The organism is Derxia gummosa DSM 723, from assembly GCF_000482785.1.
In the GTDB taxonomy this organism is placed as follows: Bacteria; Pseudomonadota; Gammaproteobacteria; order Burkholderiales; family Burkholderiaceae_E; genus Derxia; species Derxia gummosa.
The window spans coordinates 102,539-123,675 of sequence record NZ_AXWS01000008.1 but is presented as its reverse complement, the minus strand read 5'-3'; the positions used below and the strand labels follow the sequence as shown (position 1 = coordinate 123,675).

Annotated in this window: 20 protein-coding genes; 4 read left to right on the top strand and 16 right to left on the bottom strand. The window is 71.4% G+C overall.

What is annotated here, in order from left to right:
* Nucleotides 1-1,467 (top strand): xylulokinase, encoded by a 1,467-nt coding sequence (gene xylB / locus H566_RS0106830; protein ID WP_034410950.1) that lies wholly within the window; start codon nucleotides 1-3, stop codon nucleotides 1,465-1,467.
* Between the two features lie 26 nt (nucleotides 1,468-1,493).
* Here the strand turns inward: xylB and H566_RS0106825 are convergent, their stop codons facing one another.
* From H566_RS0106825 to H566_RS0106780, 10 genes are all read right to left on the bottom strand, one after another.
* Nucleotides 1,494-2,285 carry an enoyl-CoA hydratase gene (locus tag H566_RS0106825; RefSeq protein WP_028310855.1) on the bottom strand — a complete coding sequence of 264 codons (792 nt, stop codon included), beginning with the start codon at nucleotides 2,283-2,285 and terminating at the stop codon, nucleotides 1,494-1,496.
* 179 nt (nucleotides 2,286-2,464) lie between these two features.
* The gene (locus H566_RS0106820; protein ID WP_028310854.1) at nucleotides 2,465-3,652 is read right to left on the bottom strand and encodes an ABC transporter substrate-binding protein; all 1,188 of its coding nucleotides are present in this window, start codon (nucleotides 3,650-3,652) and stop codon (nucleotides 2,465-2,467) included.
* A gap of 79 nt (nucleotides 3,653-3,731) precedes the next feature.
* The gene (locus tag H566_RS0106815) at nucleotides 3,732-4,433 is read right to left on the bottom strand and encodes an ABC transporter ATP-binding protein (protein ID WP_028310853.1); all 702 of its coding nucleotides are present in this window, start codon (nucleotides 4,431-4,433) and stop codon (nucleotides 3,732-3,734) included.
* Nucleotides 4,430-5,149, bottom strand: a complete 720-nt coding sequence (locus H566_RS0106810; RefSeq protein WP_028310852.1) for an ABC transporter ATP-binding protein — start codon at nucleotides 5,147-5,149, stop codon at nucleotides 4,430-4,432. The genes H566_RS0106815 and H566_RS0106810 overlap by 4 nt, the downstream gene beginning before the upstream one ends.
* Before the next feature lie 25 nt (nucleotides 5,150-5,174).
* Nucleotides 5,175-6,170: a branched-chain amino acid ABC transporter permease gene (locus H566_RS23455; protein WP_051378266.1), complete on the bottom strand. Its 996-nt coding sequence runs from the start codon at nucleotides 6,168-6,170 to the stop codon at nucleotides 5,175-5,177.
* Between the two features lie 62 nt (nucleotides 6,171-6,232).
* Nucleotides 6,233-7,084 (bottom strand): branched-chain amino acid ABC transporter permease, encoded by an 852-nt coding sequence (locus H566_RS0106800; protein ID WP_028310851.1) that lies wholly within the window; start codon nucleotides 7,082-7,084, stop codon nucleotides 6,233-6,235.
* A gap of 75 nt (nucleotides 7,085-7,159) precedes the next feature.
* The gene (locus H566_RS23450; RefSeq protein ID WP_084544854.1) at nucleotides 7,160-8,179 is read right to left on the bottom strand and encodes an SDR family NAD(P)-dependent oxidoreductase; all 1,020 of its coding nucleotides are present in this window, start codon (nucleotides 8,177-8,179) and stop codon (nucleotides 7,160-7,162) included.
* Entirely contained in the window at nucleotides 8,172-8,513 is a 342-nt protein-coding gene (locus H566_RS0106790; RefSeq protein WP_028310850.1) for an NIPSNAP family protein, read from the bottom strand. Before H566_RS0106790 ends, H566_RS23450 begins: the two co-directional genes overlap by 8 nt.
* Nucleotides 8,503-10,389, bottom strand: a complete 1,887-nt coding sequence (locus H566_RS23445) for an FAD-dependent oxidoreductase (RefSeq protein WP_084544853.1) — start codon at nucleotides 10,387-10,389, stop codon at nucleotides 8,503-8,505. Before H566_RS23445 ends, H566_RS0106790 begins: the two co-directional genes overlap by 11 nt.
* 189 nt (nucleotides 10,390-10,578) lie before the next feature.
* A complete protein-coding gene (locus H566_RS0106780; protein WP_028310849.1) occupies nucleotides 10,579-11,418 on the bottom strand; it encodes an SDR family NAD(P)-dependent oxidoreductase in 840 nt (279 codons plus the stop codon).
* 236 nt (nucleotides 11,419-11,654) lie between these two features.
* On the opposite strand from H566_RS0106780, the gene H566_RS23440 reads away from it, so the two are divergent.
* From H566_RS23440 to H566_RS0106765, 3 genes are all read left to right on the top strand, one after another.
* Nucleotides 11,655-12,623 (top strand): helix-turn-helix domain-containing protein, encoded by a 969-nt coding sequence (locus tag H566_RS23440; protein ID WP_051378264.1) that lies wholly within the window; start codon nucleotides 11,655-11,657, stop codon nucleotides 12,621-12,623.
* A 133-nt stretch (nucleotides 12,624-12,756) separates the two neighbouring features.
* On the top strand, nucleotides 12,757-14,235 hold the full coding sequence (locus H566_RS0106770) for an HAF repeat-containing protein (protein WP_028310848.1): 1,479 nt from the start codon (nucleotides 12,757-12,759) through the stop codon (nucleotides 14,233-14,235).
* Nucleotides 14,236-14,263: 28 nt separating this feature from the next.
* Complete coding sequence (locus tag H566_RS0106765) at nucleotides 14,264-15,742, top strand: HAF repeat-containing protein (RefSeq protein WP_028310847.1); 1,479 nt, start codon at nucleotides 14,264-14,266, stop codon at nucleotides 15,740-15,742.
* An 87-nt stretch (nucleotides 15,743-15,829) separates the two neighbouring features.
* Here H566_RS0106765 and H566_RS0106760 read toward each other — a convergent pair whose 3' ends face one another.
* The 6 genes from H566_RS0106760 to H566_RS0106735 all read right to left on the bottom strand — a co-directional run bounded on the left by H566_RS0106760 (nucleotide 15,830) and on the right by H566_RS0106735 (nucleotide 21,136).
* The gene (locus tag H566_RS0106760) at nucleotides 15,830-16,822 is read right to left on the bottom strand and encodes an aldo/keto reductase (RefSeq protein ID WP_028310846.1); all 993 of its coding nucleotides are present in this window, start codon (nucleotides 16,820-16,822) and stop codon (nucleotides 15,830-15,832) included.
* Between the two features lie 134 nt (nucleotides 16,823-16,956).
* Complete coding sequence (locus H566_RS0106755) at nucleotides 16,957-17,916, bottom strand: Gfo/Idh/MocA family oxidoreductase (RefSeq protein WP_028310845.1); 960 nt, start codon at nucleotides 17,914-17,916, stop codon at nucleotides 16,957-16,959.
* Between the two features lie 14 nt (nucleotides 17,917-17,930).
* The gene (locus H566_RS0106750) at nucleotides 17,931-18,788 is read right to left on the bottom strand and encodes a class III extradiol dioxygenase subunit beta (RefSeq protein WP_028310844.1); all 858 of its coding nucleotides are present in this window, start codon (nucleotides 18,786-18,788) and stop codon (nucleotides 17,931-17,933) included.
* 1 nt (nucleotide 18,789) lies between these two features.
* Nucleotides 18,790-19,233: a protocatechuate 4,5-dioxygenase subunit alpha gene (gene ligA / locus H566_RS0106745; RefSeq protein WP_028310843.1), complete on the bottom strand. Its 444-nt coding sequence runs from the start codon at nucleotides 19,231-19,233 to the stop codon at nucleotides 18,790-18,792.
* A gap of 2 nt (nucleotides 19,234-19,235) precedes the next feature.
* Entirely contained in the window at nucleotides 19,236-20,174 is a 939-nt protein-coding gene (locus tag H566_RS0106740; protein ID WP_028310842.1) for an amidohydrolase family protein, read from the bottom strand.
* A 5-nt stretch (nucleotides 20,175-20,179) separates the two neighbouring features.
* Nucleotides 20,180-21,136: an NAD(P)-dependent oxidoreductase gene (locus tag H566_RS0106735; protein WP_051378262.1), complete on the bottom strand. Its 957-nt coding sequence runs from the start codon at nucleotides 21,134-21,136 to the stop codon at nucleotides 20,180-20,182.
* Between the last annotated feature and the right edge of the window lies 1 nt (nucleotide 21,137).

Sequence of the window (21,137 nt, the reverse complement as noted above, 5' to 3'; positions counted from 1 at the left end):
ATGACCGTCCTCGGCATCGACCTCGGCACCTCCGAACTCAAGGTGCTGCTGCTCGACGCGCGCCAGCGCATCGTCGCCAGCGCCGGCGAGCGGCTGATGCTGCAACGCCCGCGTCCGCTGTGGAGCGAGCAGAACCCCGCCGACTGGTGGATCGCGCTCGACCGCGCGCTGCTGCGGCTCGCGGCCGGGCAGCCGGCGGCGATGGCGGCGGTGCGGGCCATCGGCCTGTCGGGCCAGATGCACGGCGCGGTGCTGCTCGACGCGGCCGACGCCGTGCTGCGCCCGGCCATCCTCTGGAACGATGGCCGCAGCGCCGACGCCTGCGTCGCGCTCGAGCGCGCCGAGCCCCGGCTGCGCGCCATCGCCGGCAACCTCGCGATGCCCGGCTTCACCGCGCCCAAGCTGGGGTGGCTGCGCGAGCACGAGCCGGCGCTGTTCGCGCGGGTCGCCTGCGTGCTGCTGCCGAAGGACTGGCTGCGGCTCGGCCTGACCGGCGAGAAGGCGAGCGACCTGTCGGACGCCTCGGGCACGCTGTGGCTCGACGTGGGCCGGCGGCGCTGGTCGCCCGAGCTGCTCGGCGCCTGCGGGCTCGACGAGCGCCACATGCCGCGACTGGTCGAAGGCTGCGAGGTCGCCGGCCGGCTCGACGCCCGGCTCGCCGCGCGCTGGGGCCTGCCGGCCGGCGTGCCGGTGGCCGGCGGCGGTGGCGACAACGCGGCGGCGGTCGGCATCGGCGCGGTGCGGCCGGGCGAAGGCTTCCTGTCGCTCGGCACCTCGGGCGTGATCTTCGTGGTCAGCGACGGCTTCCGGCCCAATCCGGCGGCGGCCGTCCATGCCTTCTGCCATGCGCTGCCGGCCACCTGGCACCAGATGTCGGTGATGCTGAACGCGGCGAGCGCCCTGCGCTGGGCCTGCGAGCTGCTCGGCCAGCCCGACGAGGCGACGCTGCTCGACCGCGTCGCGCGGCTCACGCCGGCGCAGCGCGCGGCGGCGCCGATCTTCCTGCCCTATCTCGGCGGCGAGCGCACGCCGCACAACGATCCGCATGCCCAGGGCGTGCTGTTCGGCCTCGGCGCCGGGCATGACGCGGCCAGCGTCGGCCATGCGGTGATCGAGGGCGTCGGCTTCGGCCTGCGCGACGGGCTGGCGAGCCTGGGCCTGGCGCCGGGCGCCCTGGCGCGGCTGTCGCTCGTGGGCGGCGGCGCGCGCAGCCCGCTGTGGGCTGGGCTGCTCGCGTCCATCCTCGGCGTGCCGCTGGTGACGCATGACGGCGGCGAAGCCGGCGCCGCGCTCGGTGCCGCGCGGCTGGCCTGGCTGGCGCTCGGCCTGCCGCTGGCCGAGGTGTGCGCGCCGCCGCCGGTGAGCTGCCGGTTCGATCCCGATCCGGCCGAGGCCGACCGGCTCGACGCGCGCTACCGGCGCTTCCGCGCGCTCTATCCGGCGCTGCGCGGGCAGTTCGGCGGCTGAGGGCGGGGGGCGGTCTGCCCTCGGGCTCAGCCCTCGCGCTTCGCCCAGGCCGGCGGGCGCTTCTCCAGAAACGCGTCGATGCCCTCGCAGGCGTCGGCTTCCATCATGTTCTGGGCCATCACCTCGCCCGCGAGCGCATAGGCGTCGGCGAGGTTCAGCTCGCGCTGGCGGTGGAACAGCGCCTTGCCGTGGCGGATCGCGGCCGGGCTCTTGGCGCGGATGACGGCGGCCTTGTCGGCGACGGCGGCGTCGAGCTGGTCGTCGGGTACCGCCTCGTTCACGAGGCTCCATTCCGCCGCCGTGCGCGCGTCGATGAAGCGCCCGGTCACGAGCATGTCGAAGGCCCGCTTGGCCGACACCGCGCGCGACAGCGCCACCGACGGCGTGGCGCAGAACAACCCCACGTTGATGCCCGACACCGCGAAGCGCGCCGACTCGCCCGCGATCGCCAGATCGCAGGCGGCGACGAGCTGGCAGCCCGCCGCCGTCGCCACGCCGTGCACGCGCGCGATGACGGGCACGGGCACGGCGCGGATCGCCTGCATCACCGTCGAGCAGCGTGCGAACAGTTCGCGGTAGTAGTCGAGGCGGGGCTGGCCGCGCATCTCGCGCAGGTCATGGCCGGCGCAGAAAGCCTTGCCCGCGCCCGCGAGCACGACGCAGCGCGCGTCGGCATCGGCGGCGGTGTCGGCCAGCGCCGCGCCGAGCGCGTCGAGCATCGCCTCGGACAGCGCGTTGAACCGCGCCGGACGGTTGAGCGTGAGGGTGACGACGCCGTCGCGCGCATCGCGCAGGACGAGGGGCTGGTCGGGTGGCATGGCGGTCTCCGTGGCGGGCCGGTCGCCGCGCGCGTCGCGCCGTTGCGTGCGCGGCGACGCGGGCGCGGCCCTGTCGTTGATGTCGGCCGCGATTGTCGGTCCGTACGCCGGCGTCCGGCGCCGCGCTTGCAATTGCGCGCGGCGGGCGTGGCGGCGATGCCGCGCCCGCCGCGCTCGGCTCACAGCAACCGGCACTTGTCCGACGCCGGCGGCGCGATGCCACGGTCATAGCGCTGCTCGATCGCCGGCTTCAGCTCGCCGCCCACGGTCTTCACGCGGCCGACGTAGTTGGGGATGAGCAGCTGGTTGTCCTCGGCGCGCACGACGGCCGGGCCGTACACGGTGTCGAGGCTCAGGCCGCGCAGCGCCGCCGCCACCTCGGCCGGCTTCACGCTGTCGGCCTTGCGCACGCCCGCGAAGATGAGCTGTACGCCGTTGTAGGCCTGGCCCTCGTTCTCGGTCGGCGTGCGGCCGAACTGCTTCTGCCAGCCCGCGACGAAGGCCTTGTTCATGGGCGTGTCGATCTCCGGGCCGTAGCCGATGTTTCCCCACACGCCGTCGGTCGTGTTGCCGGTGGCCTTGATGAGGTAGTCGAAGATGTAGGCATGGCCGATCACGCGCATCGAGCCGTTGAGGCCGAACTCCGCCGCCTGCTTGGCGAAGGCGATCGCGTCGCGCCCCGTGAGCGCCACCCACACCGCCTGCGCCTTGCTCGCCTTGAGCTGGGCGATGTAGGGCGAAAAGTCCTTGGTGCCCATCGGCGCGAACAGCTCCAGGCTCACCGTCTTGCCCTGCCCCTTCACGGTCTTGCCGAAGAACTCGGCCGAGTCGCGGCCCCAGACGTAGTCGGCCACGAGCACCGCGAAATTGGTCTCCTTCTGGCTCTTGAGCCACTCGCCCATCATCGCCAGGTCCATCGCGTCGGAATGGTTGGCGCGGAACAGGCGCGGCTTGCACGAATCGCCGGTGAGCTTGTCGCTCTTGCTGAGCACGCTCACGTACATCGCGTCCCAGCGGTCGAGGTTCTGGCCGATCGCGAGCGAGATCGACGACGGAATCGCGCCGATCAGGAAGCGGTTGCCGTCGCGCGCGAGCTTCTCGGCCACGCGCCGGCCGGCCTCGGGCGTGCCCTCGTCATCGGCGATCTGCACGGTGACCGGATGGCCGTCCACGCCGCCCTTCGCGTTCGCCTCGTCCACGGCGAACTGAATCGCGCGCAGCGTCTCCTGGCCCTGCTGGGCGAACACGCCCGATTGCGAGCTGACCGCGCCGATACGCAGCGGCTCCTTGGTCTGGGCGCCGGCCGCGAGCGGCAGCGCGATGGCGAGTGCGAGCGCCGCCCGGCGCAGCATGTTTGGCTGGTTCATGTGGGTCTCCTCTTGGGTGGATGGGTGATGCGGCGGGCGCGCTGTGCCGCGCGCTCCGCGAACTGCGTGGCCTGATGCGTCAGACCATGACGTGGCGTTGAAGCTCGTCGAGGCTCTCGTGCTGGACCTCGCCCTCGGCGACGACCGAGCCTTTCGCGACCGCGTAGTAGCGGCGCGCGACGCGCATCACGAGGCTCAGGTTCTGCTCGATCAGCAGCAGCGCCGTGCCCGCGTCGGCCACGCGATTGAGGATGTCGGCGAGCTGATCGACGATGACCGGCGCGAGGCCCTCGGTCGGCTCGTCGAGCAGGATCAGCGCCGGATTGGCCATGAGCGCGCGGCCGATCGCGAGCATCTGCTGCTGGCCGCCCGACATCGCCGTGCCCGGCGTGTGGGCGCGCTCGCGCAGGATCGGGAACAGCGCGTACACCGATTGCAGGTTCCACGGCCCCGGCCGGCGCACCGCCGAGCCGAGCAGCAGGTTCTCCTCCACGCTCAGGTTGGCGACGATGCGCCGCCCCTGCGGCACGACGGCCACGCCTTCGTTGGCGGCCATGTAGGCGCGCGGACGCGCCGGCTCGCGCCGGCCGATGCGCACCTTGCCGCCGCGCAGGCTCGCAAGCCCGAGCACGGTGTTGACCACCGTCGTCTTGCCCACGCCGTTGCGGCCGATGAGCGCCACGCGCTCGCCCGCCTTCACGTTCAGGCTCATGCGATGCAGCACATGCGCCGCGCCGTAGCAGGCATCGACGCGGTCGAGTTCGAGCAGGGTCATCGTCATGCCGCGCTCCCGAGATAGGCCTCGCGCACGCGCGGATCGGCGCGCACCGCCGCCGGCTCGCCGCTCGCGATCACGCGGCCCAGCTCCAGCACCGTGACCGAATGCGAGATGCCGAACACCACGTCGACGTCATGCTCGACCAGCAGCACCGACACCTCGCGCTTGCCCGTGAGCCGGCGCAGATGGCGCGCGAGGTCGTGCGATTCCTTCACCGACAGGCCGGCCATCGGCTCGTCGAGCAGCAGCACCGCCGGCGCGCCGACCAGCGCGAGCGCGAGGTCGAGCCGACGCTGCTCGCCGTAGCCGAGGTCGCCGGCCACGGCCTTGCCGAGATGGGCGAGTTCGAGTTCGTCGAGCACCTCGGCGGCGTCGGCGGCGGCATCGGCCGCGCCCGAGCGGTGGGCGGCCAGCTCGACCTGCTCGCGCACCTGCATGCCGGCAAAGATGCTGGTGCGCTGGAAGGAGCGCGACAGCCCGCGTGCACGCCTTTGCACGACATCGAGGCGCGACACGTCCTCGCCGCGCAGCGTGACGCGGCCGGTGGTGGCGCGGCGCCGGCCCGAGATCGCGTCGATCACGGTGGACTTGCCGGCGCCGTTGGGGCCGATGAGGCCGCGGATCTCGCCAGGCTGGAGCGCGAGGCTCACGCCGTCGACGGCGCGCACGCCGCCGTACTGGATGGTCAGGCCCTCGGCCTGGAGCGCGGGTTGACTCATGGTGGGTCTCCGGGTCGGTGGTGGGTCAGTGCGAGGCGGGCGCCGGCTGCTTGTCGAGCGTGGCGATGGGCGCCGGGCGGCGCCGGCGCAGCGCGCGTTGCAGCGCGCCCGCGATGCCCTCGGGCGAGAAGACGATGACCGCGATCAGCGCGATGCCAAAGATGGCCATCCAGTGCGAGGCGAAGTCGCCGAGGAAGTCGCGCGCCAGGAAGTACACGACCGCGCCGAGCGCCGGCCCCCACAGCGTGCGGCCGCCGCCGACGATGACCATCATCAGCGCCGCGCCCGACACGCTCCAGTGCAGCGATTCGGGCGACACGAAGCCGGTGTTGAACGCCGCGAGCACGCCCGCCACCGCCGTCACGCCGGCCGACAGCGCGAACACCGCGGCGCGCGGCAGCAGCGTGCGGATGCCGATGAAGCGCGCGCGCTCCTCGTTGTCGCGGATGGCCTCGGTCACGGCGCCGAAGCGGCTGCGCGCCAGCAGCGCGAGCGCGCCGATCATCAGCACCAGCGCGGTCCAGCACACGAGAAAGGTCGTGCCCGGTTGCAGCAGCCGCGCGGTGTCGATGCCGAACAGCGTGCTCGGCCAGTTCACGTTCATGCCGTCGGCGCCGCCGGTGAGCGTGCGCGAGCGCGACGCGACCAGATAGACCATCTGGCCGACCGCGAGCGTCAGCATCCCGAAGGCGATGCCGGGCACGCGCACCGCCACCAGCGCGAGCACGAAGGCGAAGGCCGCGACGCCGAGCACCGCGAGCGCGATCGCCGTCTCGGCCGAGGCGAGCTGCTGCTCCAGCACGATGGCGACGATGTAGCCGGCGCTGCCGAAGAAGGCCGCGTGGCCGAAGCTGACCATGCCGTTCTGGCGCAGCAGCAGGCCGACGCCGAGCGCGAAGATCGCGTGGATCGTCGCCTGGGTAAGCAGCGACAGCGCGGTGCCCGACGACAGGCTGCCGCCGAGCGCGGCGCCGGCCGCGAGCGCCGCCACGGCGCCGAGGGAAATGCGGGTGATGGACATGGCGTCTCCGTCAGGCCGCGCGGGCCTGCAAGGGTTTGCAATCGAGGTTCATGGGCGCGGCTTCAGGTGCGGTTGCCGGCGAGGCCCGACGGGCGCCACAGCAGGATGGCGACCATCAGCGCGAAGGGAATGACCGCCGCCGCGTCGGGCAGGTACACGGCGCCGAGCGCCTGCACCTGGCCCAGCATCAGCGCCGCGACGAAGGCGCCGACGAGGCTGCCCAGCCCGCCGATCACCACCACCACGAAGGAGTCGATGAGTACATCGCTGCTCATGGCCGGCGACAGCGACAGGAAGGGCGCGGCCACCACGCCCGCGAGGCCCGCGAGCGCGGTGCCGATCGCCACCACGCCGGCGCTCAGCGCGTCGGTGTTGACGCCCTGCATCGCGGTCGTGGTCGGGTCGGTACTGGCGGCGCGCACGAAGAGCCCGGCGCGCGAGAAGCGCAGCCAGGCCACCAGCCCGCCCGCGACCAGCGCGCCCACCGCCACCACGGCGATGCGGTAGGCCGGCACCGGCGTGCCGAACAGATCGACCGAGGCCGAGAGCATGTCGGGCGCGGGCACCGAGAGGTTGTCCTTGCCCCAGAGGGTCTGCACCGCGTCCTCCACCACCAGCAGCAGGCCGAAGGTGACGAGCACGACCGTGAGCGGATCGCGGTCCTGGAGCAGGCGGAAGGCATAGCGGTCGAGCAGCGCGCCGAACAGCGCCATGACGAGCGGCGCGCCGATGAGCGCGACCCAGAAGTTGCTCTGCGTCGCGATGCTGTAGCCGAGGTAGGCGCCGAGCATGTAGAGCGAGCCGTGCGCGAAATTCACCACGCGCCTCAGCCCGTAGATGAGCGCCAGGCCCGACGACATGATGATGAGCAGCGCGCCGTACACCATGCCGTTGAACAGGTTGATCGTGAACATTGATGGGTCTCCTCCGGTGTGGATCCGGCTTGGGGAATGCGCCGCTGGCCGCGGCGTCTGTGGGTGATGCGGGGGTCAGTGGCGGGCGGGCTCCTTCGGGCTGGCGACGGGCGAACGGGCGCCGGACGCGGCCTCGTCGATCCGCGCCGGATCGACGAGGCCGCCCGCGCCGAGTGCCTGCGCGAGCGGATCGAGCGCCGATTCCGGCGCACCGAGCGCGAGCCACCCGCCGTCCACGGCCAGCACCGTGCCGGTCACGTAGCTCGCGCGCGGCGAGGCGAGGAAGGCGACCGCCTCGGCGATCTCCTCGGGTGCGGCGAGCCGGCCGAGCGGCGTGCGGCGCGCGATCGCGCCCAGGTCGATGCCGCCGCCGGCCGCGAGCCGCTCCACCAGCGCGGTTCGCACATAGCCCGGCGCGACCGCGTTCACGCGGATGCCGGCGCGCGCCCATTCGCAGGCGAGCGAGCGCGTCATCGCGACGACGCCGGCCTTGGCCGCGCCGTAGGCGTTGCGCGTCGGGATGCCGGCGAGGCCGGCGATCGAGGCGAGGTTGACGATGGCGGGGCTGGCGGGCGCGGCCGTTTCCGTCTGGCCCGCCAGCGCGCGTGACGCCTCGCGCCCGCCCTGCCCCGCGACGGCCAGCATCGCGCGGCCGGCCTCGCGGCACATCAGGTAGCAGCCGTGCAGGTTCACGCGCAGCACACGGTCGAAGACGGCGGCGTCCTGCTCGGCGGTGGCGACGCCCGGCTCGCCGATGCCGGCGTTGTTGACCAGCACGTCGAGCCGGCCGCAATCGGCGAGCACGCCCGCGACGAGCGCCTCGACCTGCGCCGCGTCGGCCACGTCCGCCGCGCGGCCGAGATGGCGCGGGCCGAGTCCGCTCGCGCGCGCCACGGCGGCCTCGCGGTCGAGGTCGGCGATGACGACGCGCGCCCCGCCCGCCGCGAGCCGGCGCGCGATTGCAAGGCCGATGCCGTCGGCACCGCCGGTCACGAGCGCGACGCGGCCGGTGAAGTCGGGCGCGCAGGTGGCGGGCGCGCCGGCCGTGCAATCGCTTGCAGGCGCGGCGGCGGATGACGGGCGCGCCTCAGCCATGACGCCAGCCCTTCACGCTCGGCAGCGCGACGGCGCGGATCAGCCGCGTCTCCTGAGCGACGATCAGATGCGCCGACGCCTGGAGATAGGCCGGGAAGTCGGGATGCGAATCGCGCCGCGCGCTGCGCCGCTCGTAGTCGGCGAGGTCGTCATAGCCCCAGAGGTGGACGAACTGGTTCTGCGGCCCGACGAGGCTGGTGTGGAAGCCGATCGGATGGCCGAGCGTCTCCAGCAGGATCGGCATCGCGAGCCGGTCGAACACGTCGAGGAACTCGGCCATGCGGCGCGGCACGATCGTGTAGATGCGGTGATCGACGAGCGGCTTAGGCGACATGGCCGGCTCCGCGCGCGACGAGTTCGTGAGCGGGCGGCGCGAGGGCGGCCGGCACCGTGGCGGCGTGGGCATCGGCCGTCACGCTCGCATCGGCGGGCCGTGCTCGCGCGAGGGCCGCGCGCCCCGCGTCGGCCGCCAGGTCCGACGCCGCCGCGTCGTCGACGCCCGCCACATGCCGCCCCGTGATCCAGCCGAAGGTCATGATCGGCCCGAGCGTGATGCCGGCGCCGGGGTAGTTGCCGCCCATCATGCTGGCGCGGTCGTTGCCCACGGCGTAGAGGCCGTCGATGGCGTCGCCGCCTTCGCGCAGCACGCGGCCGACGGTGTCGGTGCGGATGCCGTCGAAGGTGCCGAGGTCGCCCATGATCACCTTGACCGCGTAGTACGGCCCGGCGCCGACCGGCGCGACGCAGGGGTTGGGCTGATTGGCCGGATCGGCGAGGTAGCGGTTGAACGAGGTCGTGCCGCGCCCGAACTGCCGGTCCTCGCCGTGAATTGCGCCCTGGTTGTATTCGCGCACCGTCGCTTCGAGCGCCGCGCCGTCGATGCCGGCCTTGGCGCCCAGCTCGGCCAGCGTCGCGCCCTTGAACAGATAGCCCTTGCGGATCAGCGGCCCGAGCGGCACCGGCGCCGGCTTGGCAAAGCCGAGGCCGTACTTGCGGATCGTCGCGTGATCGCAGACGAGCCACATCGCCGTCTCGCGCTCGCCCTTGCAGGCTTCGATCATCGCGGCGCCGACGTCGTGATAGCTCTCGCTCTCGTTGCAGAAGCGCCGGCCCTGGCGCGTCACGCCGATGATCCCCGGCTTGTAGCGGTCGAGCAGATGCGGGAACACGCCGCTGCGCCCGCCCGCCATCGGCACGCGCGACACCGGCATCCACGCCGCCGCCTGGCCGAAACGCAGCGGGACCGTGCCGCCCGCGCGCTCGGCCAGCCGCGCGCCGTCGCCGGTATTGGCCTCGGGCACCGGCGACAGATGCTCGCCGCCGCGCTTCACATGCGGATAGGCGGCGCGCAGCCGTTGCAGGTCATGCGAGAAGCCACCGCTCGCCAGCACCACGCCGCGCCGCGCGCGGATGCGCAGCTCGCCGTCCGGCCCGGCCGCGAGCGCGCCGGTCACGCGATCGCCCTCGACGATCAGCTCGCGCGCCGGCGTGCTCGTGCGGATCGGGATGCCGAGCGACAGCGCCGTCTTCGCGAGCCGCGCCGCGAGTGCGTTGCCGCTCGTGACCTGCACGCCGCGCCGGTACAGCAGCAGCTCCTTCAGATGCGCGGCGAGCCGCTTCGTCACGTACATCGCCGACGCGAGCGAGCGCGTGGCGTTGAAGAAGTGCTTCAGATCCGCATTCGACGAGTTGAACATCATCCCGATGAAGGTGATGGTCGCGAGCGGCGGGCGCAGCCGAGCCATGTCGGCGCCGAGATTGCGGATGTCGTAAGGCGCGGCGAGGATCGAGCGGCCGATGTCCACGCCGCCGGGTTGCGTCGGGTGGTAGTCGGGATAGAGCGTCGGCACGAACTTGACTTCGGTCTCGCGCTCGAACCATTCGACCATGCGCGGGCCGGCGTCCAGAAAGGCCTCGACCGCCGCGTCGTCGTAGAAGGCGCCGGTCTCGGCGCGCAGGTAGTCGCGCGCGGCCTCGCGGCTGTCGCGCGCGCCGGCACGGGCCGACACCGGATTGCCCGGTATCCACAGCACGCCGCCCGAGAAGGCGGTGGTGCCGCCGAAGAAGCGGTCCTTCTCGATGACGATCACGTCGAGGCCGTGCTTCTTCGCGGTGATGGCGGTCGCGAGACCGCCCGCGCCCGCGCCGATCACGAGCAGGTCGCAGTCGAGCGGCCGCGCGGAGGCGGTCGCCGTCGGGTTGCTTGCCATGTCATTCCTCCAGCCAAAGGTCGCCCCTGCCGGCGGCGCGCGGGCGCGGCCGGTGCAATGTGCGCGGGGCGGAATTGGGTCGGTTGGCGGGCGCGGCCCGGCTCGCTGCCGGGGCGCGCGGCCCGGCTCGTTGCGGTGGCGCGCTGCCCGGCGGCGCAGCCGGCCGGGCCTGGCCGGTACTGCGCGCGCCTAGGCGGCCGCGGCCTGGCGCTCGGCGCCGGTGTCGTTGAAGCCGGGGCGCGGGACGAGGTCCATGAGCATGCTGCTCATGCCGCCGTCCACCATCAGCTCGGCGCCGTTCACATAGCCGGCGCGGTCGCTGAGCAGGAAGAGCGCGACATCGGCGATGTCGTCGGGCCGGCCGATGCGCCGGCTCGCGGTGATGGCGGCGCGCTTCTGCTCGAAGCCCGGCTGCTCGTAGAACTTTTCGCTCAGCGCGGTGCGGATCATTCCGGGGCAGACGGCGTTGCTGCGCACGCCGAGCGGCCCCCATTCGGCCGCCATCTGGCGCGACAGCAGCAGCACGCCGGCCTTGCTCGCGCTGTAGGCACCGCTGCGCGTCTGCGGATGGCAGGCGGCGATCGACGCGATGTTGACGATGCTGCCGCGACCGCGCGCCGTCATCTGCGCGCCGAAGCTGCGCGAGCACAGCAGATAGCCCGTGAGGTTGACGCCGAGCACCGCGTTCCAGTCGGCCAGGCTCACCTCGCCGAGCGCGCCGGCGCGCAGCATGCCGGCGTTGTTGACGAGGCCGTCGGCCGGCCCCAGTTCGCGCTCGACACGGGCGGCGGCGGCGGCCACGGCAGCCTCGTCGGCGATGTCGCATTGCAGCGCGAGCGTGTCGGCGCCCTCGGCCGCGAGCCGGGCCGCGTGGCGCGCCGCGCCGGGGCCGTCACGGTCGAGCAGCGCGACCCGCGCGCCGAGCCGCGCCGCGCCCTCGGCCACCGCCGCGCCGATGCCGCTCGCCGCGCCGGTCACGACCACCACGCGCCCGGCCAGCGCGAGCCAGCCGCCACGCGCGGCGCTCATGCCGGCCTCCGCGAAACGCGGGAAAACCCGCAGACCTGCGGCTGCGCGCAACCAGACGATTCCGGCGCAGCGCAGCAATGTTCGATGACCGCCCGACAAGCGGCATGGCCTTGGACTGCAAGCGTTTTCAAGCTCGATCCTCCCGGTGAAATGCTGTCTCGATGGGGGAGGATCATCCTCGGCGGCGGCCCGGCCGGTAAATCGACAAATCCAGCCAACAACCGGACAATTCCTGCATGCGACTCGATGAAAACCCCAAGCCCGCCAGCCCGCCCGCGCGCACGCCGGCGGCCGTCACGCGCAGCGTTCCCAACTTCGCGCTCTACGGCGACGCGGCCGATCCCGACTGGCAGGGGCTGGTGCAGTTCGAGCGCATCACCGAACGGTCGAGCGCCTTCAACTGGGAGATCAAGCCCCACCTGCACGACTCGCTGATCCAGGTGCTCTACGTGAGCAGCGGCGGCGGCGAAGCCTTCATCGACGACCGCAAGTGGCCGGTCAGGCCGGGCACGCTCATCGTCGCGCCGGCGCGTTCGGTGCACGGCTTCCATTTCACGCCCGAGGTGGACGGGCCGGTCGTCACCGCCGCCCAGCGCCCGCTCGAAAACATGGCCGCCGCCGCCGCGCCCGAGCTGCTCGACACGCTGCGCCGCCCGGCCGTCATCGCGGTGCACGAGCCCTCGCGCCATGCCGACGCGCTCATGCCGCTGTTCGACGCGATCGCGCGCGAGACCCAGGTGCATGCGCGCGGCCAGGTCGCGGCCGGCATGGCGCTAATGACGGCGCTGTTCGTGCAGATCGCGCGGCTCGGCGCGCTCGCGCCCGACGGCGGCGGCGTGCGCACGCGCAAGGCGGCGCAGATCGAGCAGTTCCGCGCGCTGGTGGATGCGCGCTTCCGCGAACGGCGCGGCGTGGACAGCTACGCGACCGAGCTGGGCGTGACGGCGGGCCAGCTCACGCGGCTGTGCCGCGAGCTGCTCGGCATGTCGTCGCTCGATGTCATCAACGGCCGCGTCGTGCACGAGGCCCAGCGCGAACTCATCTATTCGTCGCTCAGCGTCAAGCAGATCGCGGCCCTGCTCGGCTTCGACGACGAGGCCTACTTCGGGCGTTTCTTCCGCAAGCAGACCGGCATGCGGCCGACCGAATTCCGGCTGCATGCCCGCCGCCGTCTCGCCGAGGAGGCCGCGCGCGGCGAGGGCTGAGCCCGTCGCCCGAAACCTCCGCTTGCAGTCGCTTGCAGGCACTTGCGCGTAACACCTGCGGCCGAAACGCGGGGCGACGATGGGCGCAGCCGGGGCGGCAACGCACCGCTCCGCCTTGAGGAGGAGCCTGCACATGGACCGAGCAACACCCCTGGCCGCGCTCGCGCTGGCGGCCGTCATGGCCACGACCGCGCTGGCCGCCGAGCCCGAGTACGACGTCATCAACCTCGGCAGCTTCGGCTACGGCAACACGCCCGAATATCCCAGCGGCCGCACCGTCCCCTACGCGCTCAACAACCGGCGCCAGGTCACGCTCACCTCGGTCGATTACGCGACCGAGGGCATCGCGCGCGATCCGCGCCCCGCGCTCTGGTCGCGCGGCACGCTCACGCAGCTGCCCTATCTCGGCAGCTATCCGCTCTACATCTGCTGCACCGTGCCGCGCGCCATCAATGACGCCGGCCAGATCACGGGGGAATCGCTCGTCGTCATGTACCCGTGGGAACCGCTGCGCGGCACCCATGCCTTCGTCTGGCAGGACGGGCGCATGACCGACCTCGGCCTGCTCGTCGAGGGCAGGCCGCCCGCGCGCTACACGAACGAGTCGCAGAGCCGGGGTGTCGCGATCAGCGGATCGGGCCAGGTGGTCGGCATGTCGAGCTACTACCGCGACGGCACCGACCTCGGCCTGCGCGCCTTCAGCTGGCAGGGCGGGCGCATGACCAACCTCGGCACCCTCGGCACCGACGCGCGCGGCTACGGCATGAGCTGGGCGCGCGCGCTGAATGAATCGGGCACCGTGGTCGGCACCGCCTTCGACTACGTGGGCGGCGTCAACAGGGGGCCGCGCGCGGTCTTCTGGGCCGGCGGCAGCATCCACCGCCTGCCCGACCTGGGCACCGACGCCGAGGGCAACTCGCAGTCGGAGGCGACGGTCATCAACCGGCATGGCCTCATCGGCGGCTCGGCCCAGTGGTATGTCGATCACCAGCTGCGCGGCACCTGCGCGATGCTCTGGTCGGGCGGGCGGGCCATCATCATCGACGACTTCGTGCCCGGCATCGGCGGCTGCGATTACGGCGTCGTCACCGCCATCAATGATCGCGGCCAGGTCGCGGGCACGACGGCCTGGGGCGTGGGCAGCGAGTTCCTCGGCGTGCACGGCTTCCGGTGGGAGGACGGCCGGGCGACCGATCTCGGCGCGCTCCAGACCGGCGCCGGCGGCTTCAGCTACAGCGCCGTCACCGCGATGAACGAACGCGGCGTCGCGGTCGGCGAATCGGAGGTGTACGACCAGGACGGCCAGCCGGTCGGCGAGCATGCGGTGGTGTCGATCGACGGCGAACCCTTCGTCGATCTCAACACGCTCGTCGATCCGGCCGACGTGGCGCGGCTCGTGATCCGCACGGCGGTGGCCGTGAACGATCGCGGCGACATCCTCGTCGTCGCCCGGTCCAACGAGAGCAACGATTCGCCGATGCTCACGCAGGCGCTGCTGCTCGTGCCGCGCGGCTGGCATCACCACCACCGGCATCACCGCTGGCACGGCTGCGGCCGGGATGACGACGACGCGGCGAGCGCGAAGCGCGGCGGCTGGCACTGCGACCGCTGACGGTCGCGCCCCACGCCAGGAGATCTCCATGAACCCTTGCCTGTCCCTCGCCGCGCTCCTGCTCGCGGCCACGCTCGGCACCCCGGTCGCGGCCGAGCCGATGTACGACATCGTCAACCTCGGTGGCCTCGGCTACGGCGGCACGCCGGAGTGGCCGACGGGCTATTCGATGCCCCGCGCACTCAACAACCGGGGCCTGGTCACGCTGCGCTCCGGCGACTACTCGCCCGGCGGCCTCCGGGATCCGATCGGGCTGCTGTGGTCGCGCGGGCAGCTCATCGAGCTGGGCCATTTCGGCAGCGAGCAGGGGGTGTTCAGCGGAACGATCGGCAGCTTCGTCAACGATGCCGGTCAGGTTGCGGGCGACGCGCCGGTGCTGAACAAGCCCTGGGAACGCTACGAAGGCGGCCGCGCCTTCCTGTGGCAGGACGGACGCATGACGCGCATCCGCGTGCTGGTGGACGGCGCCCTGCCCGCGCGTTTTCCCGCCGAGACCTACAGCTCCGCGCGCGGCCTGTCGTCATCGGGTCAGGTCGTGGGCATGTCCACCTACTTCCGCGACGGCGTCAATCTGGGCTTGCGCGCGTTCAGCTGGCAGGGCGGCCGGCTCACCAATCTCGGCACGCCCTGGACCGATGCCCAGGGCTACGGCATGAGCTGGGCCAATGCGGTCAACGATTCGGGCGTGGTGGCCGGGCTCGCCTTCCGTTACGAGAACGGCGTGAACAAGGGGCCGCGCCCCGTGGTCTGGACCAACGGCCAGGCGCGCGAGCTGGAGATACTGGGCACCGACCCCGAAGGCCGGACCATGGCCGCCGGCGTGGACTTCATGAACCGCCAGGGCACCATGACCGGCCTTGTCGATTTCTGGGTGGACGGCGTGATGCGAAGCCAGTGCGCGGTGATCTGGTCGGGCGGCACCCTCACGCGGCTCGGCGACCTCGACGCATCGAACCCGGGCGGCTGCATGTCGACGCCGACCGCGATCAACGATCGCGGCCAGGTGGTCGGCATGGCCCTGGTCGGGACCGCCAGGGGCCCGTTCGGCAATCACGGCTTCCTGTGGGATGACGGGAAGATGACCGACCTCGGCAGCCTCGGCCACGATGCCGGCGGCTCCAGCAACAGCATCGCGCTGGCGCTCAACAACCACGGCGTGGTGGTGGGCGAGGCGCCCTACTACTGGCCCGGCTCGGGCGAGATCGACGGCAATCGCGGCGTGGTGTCCTTCGACGGCCAGCCTTTCCAGGACCTCAACGATCTCGTCGATCCGGCTGACCGGACCCTGCCGGTCATCATCAGCCGCGCGGTGGCGGTCAACGATCGCGGCGAAATCCTCGCCATCGCGCGGTCCGCCGGCAGCAACGAATCCACGCCGGTGCTCACGCAGGCGCTGCTGCTCGTGCCGCGCGGCGGGCATCACCATCATCACCCGTGGCACGGCTGCGGCCGGGATGATGACGACGCGGCGAGGGCGAAGCGTGGCGGCCGGCACTGCGACCGCTGACGACGGCCGTGCACTGCGCTCGTCGGCGCCCCGCGCGACGGCCTGTCGGCGCGGCGCGGCCGCGTGCGCCGACAGGCCCCTGGCCGATCAGCTCGGCACTTCCTCGGTATCGATCTCGACCTGCACCGCCGCCGGATAGCGCGGCCCGACCACATTGCCCGCGTTGATCAGCTCGCCCGCGCGCGCCAGCACCTCGGCCGGCAGGTCGAGGTCGGCCGCCGCGAGGTTGTCGGCCAGATGCGCGAGGCTCGTCGTGCCCGGGATCGGGATGATGTGATCGCCCTGCGCCAGCAGCCACGCAAGCGCGAGTTGGGCCGGCGTCACGCCCGCCTGCGCGGCGAGCGCCTCGAAGGCTTCGAGCAACCGGAGGTTGGCCGCGTAGTTGTCGGGCGCGAAGCGCGGCATCGCCCGGCGGATGTCCTTGGCGTCGAGCGTGGCCACGTCGCGCAGCGCGCCGGTGAGGAAGCCGCGCGCCACCGGGCTGAAGGCGACGAAGGCCGTGCCCAGCTGCTTGCAGGCATCGAGCACGGCCACCTCGGCATTGCGCGTCCACAGCGAGTACTCGGTCTGCACGGCGGTGATGGGATGCACCGCATGCGCGCGGCGCAGCGTCGCGGCCGACACTTCCGACAGGCCGATCGCGCGGATCTTCCCTTGCTTCACGAGGTCGGCCAGCGCGCCCACCGAGTCCTCGATCGGCACCGCCTTGTCCCAGCGGTGCAGGTAGTAGAGGTCGATCACGTCGGTGCGCAGGCGGCGCAGGCTGTCCTCGCAGGTGGCGCGCAGCGTGGCCGGGCGGCCGTCGATCACGCGCTTGCCGCCCACGCCCTGCATGCCGCACTTGCTCGCGAGCGTGAAGCGGCTGCGATGCGGCGCGAGCACCTTGCCGACCAGCTCCTCGTTGGCGCCGAAGCCGTAGAGCGCGGCGGTATCGAACAGCGTGCAGCCGAGGTCGAGCGCCTTGAGCAGCACCTGCGCGCCCTGCTCGGGCGACGGCGGGACGCCGTAGGCATGGCTGAGGTTCATGCAGCCGAGGCCGATGGCGCTGACGGTGAACGGGCCGAGTTGTCGCTGGCGCATGCGAATGCTCCTTGTGTATGTGAAAACGCCCGCCGGCCCCTTGCGAGGACGGCGGGCGGCTCCGGCCGGTCCGCACTTCCGGTAACGGACCGGCCGGACGCGCCGGCCGCGCGGCGCCGGCGACGATGCGCGGATCAGCCCGCGTTCAACTGCTGTTCGAGTTGGTGCAGCACCTGGTAGCAAGGCAGCACGCTGGCCACGCTGGCGTTGGGCTGGCGGCCTTCCCTGATCGCGGCGAAGAACTCGCGGTCCTGAAGCTCGATGCCGTTCATCGACACATCGACCTTGCTCACGTCGATCTTCTCTTCCTTGCCGTTGACCAGATCGTCGTAGCGCGCGATGTAGGTCGCGGTGTCGCCGATGTAGCGGAAGAAGGTGCCGAGCGGGCCGTCGTTGTTGAAGCTGAGCGAGAGCGTGCAGATCGCGCCGTTGGCGGCCTTGAGCTGGATGCTCATGTCCATCGCGATGCCGAGCACCGGATGGATCGGGCCCTGAATCGCATTCGCCTTCACGATCGGGCTGCCGGCCTGGTAGGCGAACAGATCGACCGTGTGCGCGGCGTGGTGCCACAGCAGGTGGTCGGTCCACGAGCGCGGCTCGCCGAGCGCGTTCATGTTGGTGCGACGGAAGAAATAGGTCTGCACATCCATCTGCTGGATGTTGAACTCGCCGGCCTCGATCTTCTTGTGCACGTACTGGTGGCTCGGGTTGAAGCGGCGGGTATGGCCGCACATCGCCACGAGGCCGGTTTCTTCCGCCGCCTTCACCACTTCCTCGCCGTCCTTCAGCACGTCGCACAGCGGGATTTCCACCTGCACATGCTTGCCGGCCTTGAGGCATGCAAGGGCTTGCGAGGCGTGCATCTGCGTCGGCGTGCAGAGAATGACGGCGTCCACTTCCGGCAGCGCCAGCGCGTCGGCCAGCTCGGTCGTCACATGGCCGATGCCGTACTTGGCGGCCACTTCCTTCGTCTTGTCGAGGTCGCGGCTGATGAGCGACACGACTTCGACGCCGTCGATGTTTTTAATGCCGTCGAGGTGCTTGATGCCGAAGGCACCCGCGCCCGCGAGGGCGACCTTGATCGTCTTTTCCATGAGGGTCGTCCGTTTCAGCGGTTGTTTTCGAGGATGACGTGACCGACGGCGGTATTGCTCGCGGGCACGTGATAGAAGCGGTGCTTCACGGTCGGCTTCGGGCCGCCGTCGACATCGGCCATCGCGCCGCGCGCGATCAGCCACATCACGAGTTCGATGCCTTCCGAGCCCGACTCGCGCACATAGTCGATGTGCGGCGTGCCGGCGGCGGCCTCGGGGTCGTCGATGAGCTTGTCGAGCCACTGGTTGTCCCAGTCGCGGTTGATGAGGCCGGCGCGCGCGCCCTGGAGCTGGTGGCTCATGCCGCCCGTGCCCCAGATCTGCACGTTGAGGTCTTCATCGAAGCTCTCGACCGCCTTGCGGATCGCCTTGCCGAGGTTGTAGCAGCGCCGGCCCGAGGGCACCGGGTACTGCACCACGTTGACGGCGAAGGGGATGACCTTGAACGGCCACTCGCCCGGCTGGCCGCACATGAGGCTCAGCGGCACCGTGAGGCCGTGGTCCACGTCCATCCTGTTGACGATCGTGAGGTCGAAATCGTCCTGGATCACGCTTTGCGCGATGTGCGAGGCGAGTTCCGGATGGCCGATCACCTTGGGCACCGGGCGCGGGCCCCAGCCTTCGTCGGCCGGGTTGTACTGCGCCGCCGTGCCGATCGCGAACGTGGGAATCAGCTCCAGGCTGAAAGCGGTTGCATGGTCGTTGTAGACGAGGAAGACCACGTCGGGCTTGTTGGTCTCAAGCCATTGCTTCGAGAAGTCATAGCCCTTGAACAGCGGCTGCCAGTAGGCCTCGCCGGTCTTGCCCTGGTCGATCGCGGCGCCGATGGCCGGCACATGCGAGGTGTAGACGGATGCGGTGATGCGAGCCATGTCAGCCCTCCTTCTTCTGGCCGGCCTGGCCCTGCGGTTGACGATGCGGCTGGGCGTCGCCGTCCTCGCCGAGGCGGCGGTTGCCCTCGGCCGAGCGACCGCCCGCGATCATCATCGCCCGGTACTCGTCCTCGGTCATGCCGGTCATGCTGCCCGCCATCTGCTGAAAGCTCTTGCCGTCGGTCGCGCCGATCTTGGCGAGAAAGTAGATGTTGCCGCCGAGCGCGATGCAGCGGTTGAGGTCACGCGCGAGCACCGCGAGCTTCTGGTCCTCGGTCATCGGCCATTCGTCGAGATAGGCGCGCTCGTCGGCCTTGAAGCGCTCGCGGTTCGCGGCCTTCATGAGGCTCATGCAGAACTGGTTGAGCCAGTAGCCCTTGCGCGACTGCTCCGCGTCGAAGATGGTCGTGCCGGGAATGTCGATGTAAGGCTTGTCGAGTGCCATGGTCAGCTCTTCACTTCGTCGGGCCAGTACAGGCGCATCGGGTTGGCGACGAGCAGCTTCTGCTGAAGCTCGGCCGTCGGCGCGATGTGCGGGATGAAGTCCACCAGCAGGCCGTCGTCGGGCATGTGGTCCTTGAGGTTGGGGTGCGGCCAGTCGGTACCCCAGAGCACGCGATCCGGAAACTCCTCGACCACGCGGCGCGCGAACGGAATCACGTCGGTATAGGCATTGCGCTCGCCGTCGAGCGCCTTGGGGCCGGTGACGGACAGGCGCTCGGGGCAGCTCACCTTGCTCCACACGTTCCCGTGCTCGCGCATGAACTTGAGGAACAGCTCGAACTCCGGGCCGTCGATGGGCTTGCTCACGTCGGGGCGGCCCATGTGATCGACCACCACGGTCGTGGGCAGCGCGGTGAAGAAGTCCCACAGCTCGGGCAGATCGACCGCCTCGAAATAGATCACCACATGCCAGCCCCACTTGGCGATGCGGCCGGCGATCTCCATCAGTTCGTCCTTCGGCGTGAAGTCGACCAGCCGCTTGACGAAGTTGAAGCGCACGCCGCGCACGCCGGCGTCATGCATGGCCTGGATTTCTTCATCGGTCACGCTGCGGCGCACCGTGGCGACGCCGCGAGCCTTGCCGCCGCTGTTCACGCAGGCATCGACCATCGCGCGGTTGTCGGCGCCGTGGCAGGTCGCCTGCACGATCACGTTGCGCGCGAAGCCGAGGTGGTCGCGCAGCGCGTACAGCTCGGCCTTGCTCGCGTCGCAGGGCGTGTACTTGCGCTCGGGCGCGTAGGGAAATTCGGCGCCGGGGCCGAACACATGGCAGTGCGCATCGACCGCGCCGGCCGGCAGCGTGAAGGCGGGCTTGCTCGGGCCGGTGTACCAGTCGAGCCAGCCGGCGGTCTTGGTGAAATCGCCCGTGGTGGGTTTGCTCATGGTGATCAGTCCTTGTTGCTGACGTGGCCGAGGATGCGATCGGCTTCGGTGCGCCAGTCGGCGCTGCGTGCGAATTCGGGCGTGCCCTTGGTGCCGAACAGCCCGCCATCGGCGAGCTCGGCCACCCAGGCCTGGCGCTCGGCCGTGCCGCTCGCGCTCCACGGCACGAGGCCGGCGTCGCGCACGGTTTCGGCCACTTCGCGCACTTCCTCGCTGCGGCGGCGACCGTGCTCGATCACGCGCTGGAAGAAGTAGGCGGCGTTCTTTTCCCAGTCGATGCCGGGGAAGGTTTCGTGCAGGCTCGCGATCACCGCGTCCTCCACGCCGTAATGGCGCGCGGCGGTGAAGCTCTCGATGACCATCGCCTCCAGGCCCTTGATCATCACGCTGCGGCACATCTTGGTAGCGCTTGCAACGCCGAGCTTCTCGCTCGCCACCTTGCTCGCAAAGCCGAGCCGGTTGATGCATTCGCTCAGCGCGGCGGCCGAGGCGCCGCCGAGCAGCAGCGGCACCTTGATGCGGTACGGCGGGATGCTCGTCATCACCGCGCCTTCCACGTAGCGCCCGCCCTGCCCGTCGATGAGCGCGGCGGCGCGCTGCTTGGCGCCCGGCGAGGCCGAGTTGAAGTCGAGGAAGAACGCGCCCGGCTTCACGGCCGGCGCGCAGGCTTCCGCTACCTTGACGGTCTGGCTCGCGGTGACCGCGCTGACGATGAAGTCGGCGCCCGCGGCGAGTTCGGCATGCGAGTCGGCCAGCGTCACGCCGTGCTTCGCGGCGTGCTCGCGCAACGGGCCGTCGGTCGCGGCGCTCGCGAGCTTGAGGTCGTAGGCCGAGACGGCCACGCCCCGGGCGCGCAGATCCTCGGCGAGGATGCGGCCGACTTCGCCGTAGCCGACGAGGCCGATGCGCCAGTCGCGCGGGTCGGCGGGCAGGCCGCCGGCGGCCGTGATCTGCGTGCTCATG

Bases quoted from the DNA above. Each gene is read 5' to 3' on its own strand.
- xylB (WP_034410950.1), top strand. From the start codon at position 1: ATGACCGTCCTCGGCATCGACCTCGGCACCTCCGAACTCAAGGTGCTG.
- H566_RS0106825 (WP_028310855.1), bottom strand. From the start codon at position 2,285: ATGCCACCCGACCAGCCCCTCGTCCTGCGCGATGCGCGCGACGGCGTC.
- H566_RS0106820 (WP_028310854.1), bottom strand. From the start codon at position 3,652: ATGAACCAGCCAAACATGCTGCGCCGGGCGGCGCTCGCACTCGCCATC.
- H566_RS0106815 (WP_028310853.1), bottom strand. From the start codon at position 4,433: ATGACGATGACCCTGCTCGAACTCGACCGCGTCGATGCCTGCTACGGC.
- H566_RS0106810 (WP_028310852.1), bottom strand. From the start codon at position 5,149: ATGAGTCAACCCGCGCTCCAGGCCGAGGGCCTGACCATCCAGTACGGC.
- H566_RS23455 (WP_051378266.1), bottom strand. From the start codon at position 6,170: ATGTCCATCACCCGCATTTCCCTCGGCGCCGTGGCGGCGCTCGCGGCC.
- H566_RS0106800 (WP_028310851.1), bottom strand. From the start codon at position 7,084: ATGTTCACGATCAACCTGTTCAACGGCATGGTGTACGGCGCGCTGCTC.
- H566_RS23450 (WP_084544854.1), bottom strand. From the start codon at position 8,179: ATGGCTGAGGCGCGCCCGTCATCCGCCGCCGCGCCTGCAAGCGATTGC.
- H566_RS0106790 (WP_028310850.1), bottom strand. From the start codon at position 8,513: ATGTCGCCTAAGCCGCTCGTCGATCACCGCATCTACACGATCGTGCCG.
- H566_RS23445 (WP_084544853.1), bottom strand. From the start codon at position 10,389: ATGGCAAGCAACCCGACGGCGACCGCCTCCGCGCGGCCGCTCGACTGC.
- H566_RS0106780 (WP_028310849.1), bottom strand. From the start codon at position 11,418: ATGAGCGCCGCGCGTGGCGGCTGGCTCGCGCTGGCCGGGCGCGTGGTG.
- H566_RS23440 (WP_051378264.1), top strand. From the start codon at position 11,655: ATGCGACTCGATGAAAACCCCAAGCCCGCCAGCCCGCCCGCGCGCACG.
- H566_RS0106770 (WP_028310848.1), top strand. From the start codon at position 12,757: ATGGACCGAGCAACACCCCTGGCCGCGCTCGCGCTGGCGGCCGTCATG.
- H566_RS0106765 (WP_028310847.1), top strand. From the start codon at position 14,264: ATGAACCCTTGCCTGTCCCTCGCCGCGCTCCTGCTCGCGGCCACGCTC.
- H566_RS0106760 (WP_028310846.1), bottom strand. From the start codon at position 16,822: ATGCGCCAGCGACAACTCGGCCCGTTCACCGTCAGCGCCATCGGCCTC.
- H566_RS0106755 (WP_028310845.1), bottom strand. From the start codon at position 17,916: ATGGAAAAGACGATCAAGGTCGCCCTCGCGGGCGCGGGTGCCTTCGGC.
- H566_RS0106750 (WP_028310844.1), bottom strand. From the start codon at position 18,788: ATGGCTCGCATCACCGCATCCGTCTACACCTCGCATGTGCCGGCCATC.
- ligA (WP_028310843.1), bottom strand. From the start codon at position 19,233: ATGGCACTCGACAAGCCTTACATCGACATTCCCGGCACGACCATCTTC.
- H566_RS0106740 (WP_028310842.1), bottom strand. From the start codon at position 20,174: ATGAGCAAACCCACCACGGGCGATTTCACCAAGACCGCCGGCTGGCTC.
- H566_RS0106735 (WP_051378262.1), bottom strand. From the start codon at position 21,136: ATGAGCACGCAGATCACGGCCGCCGGCGGCCTGCCCGCCGACCCGCGC.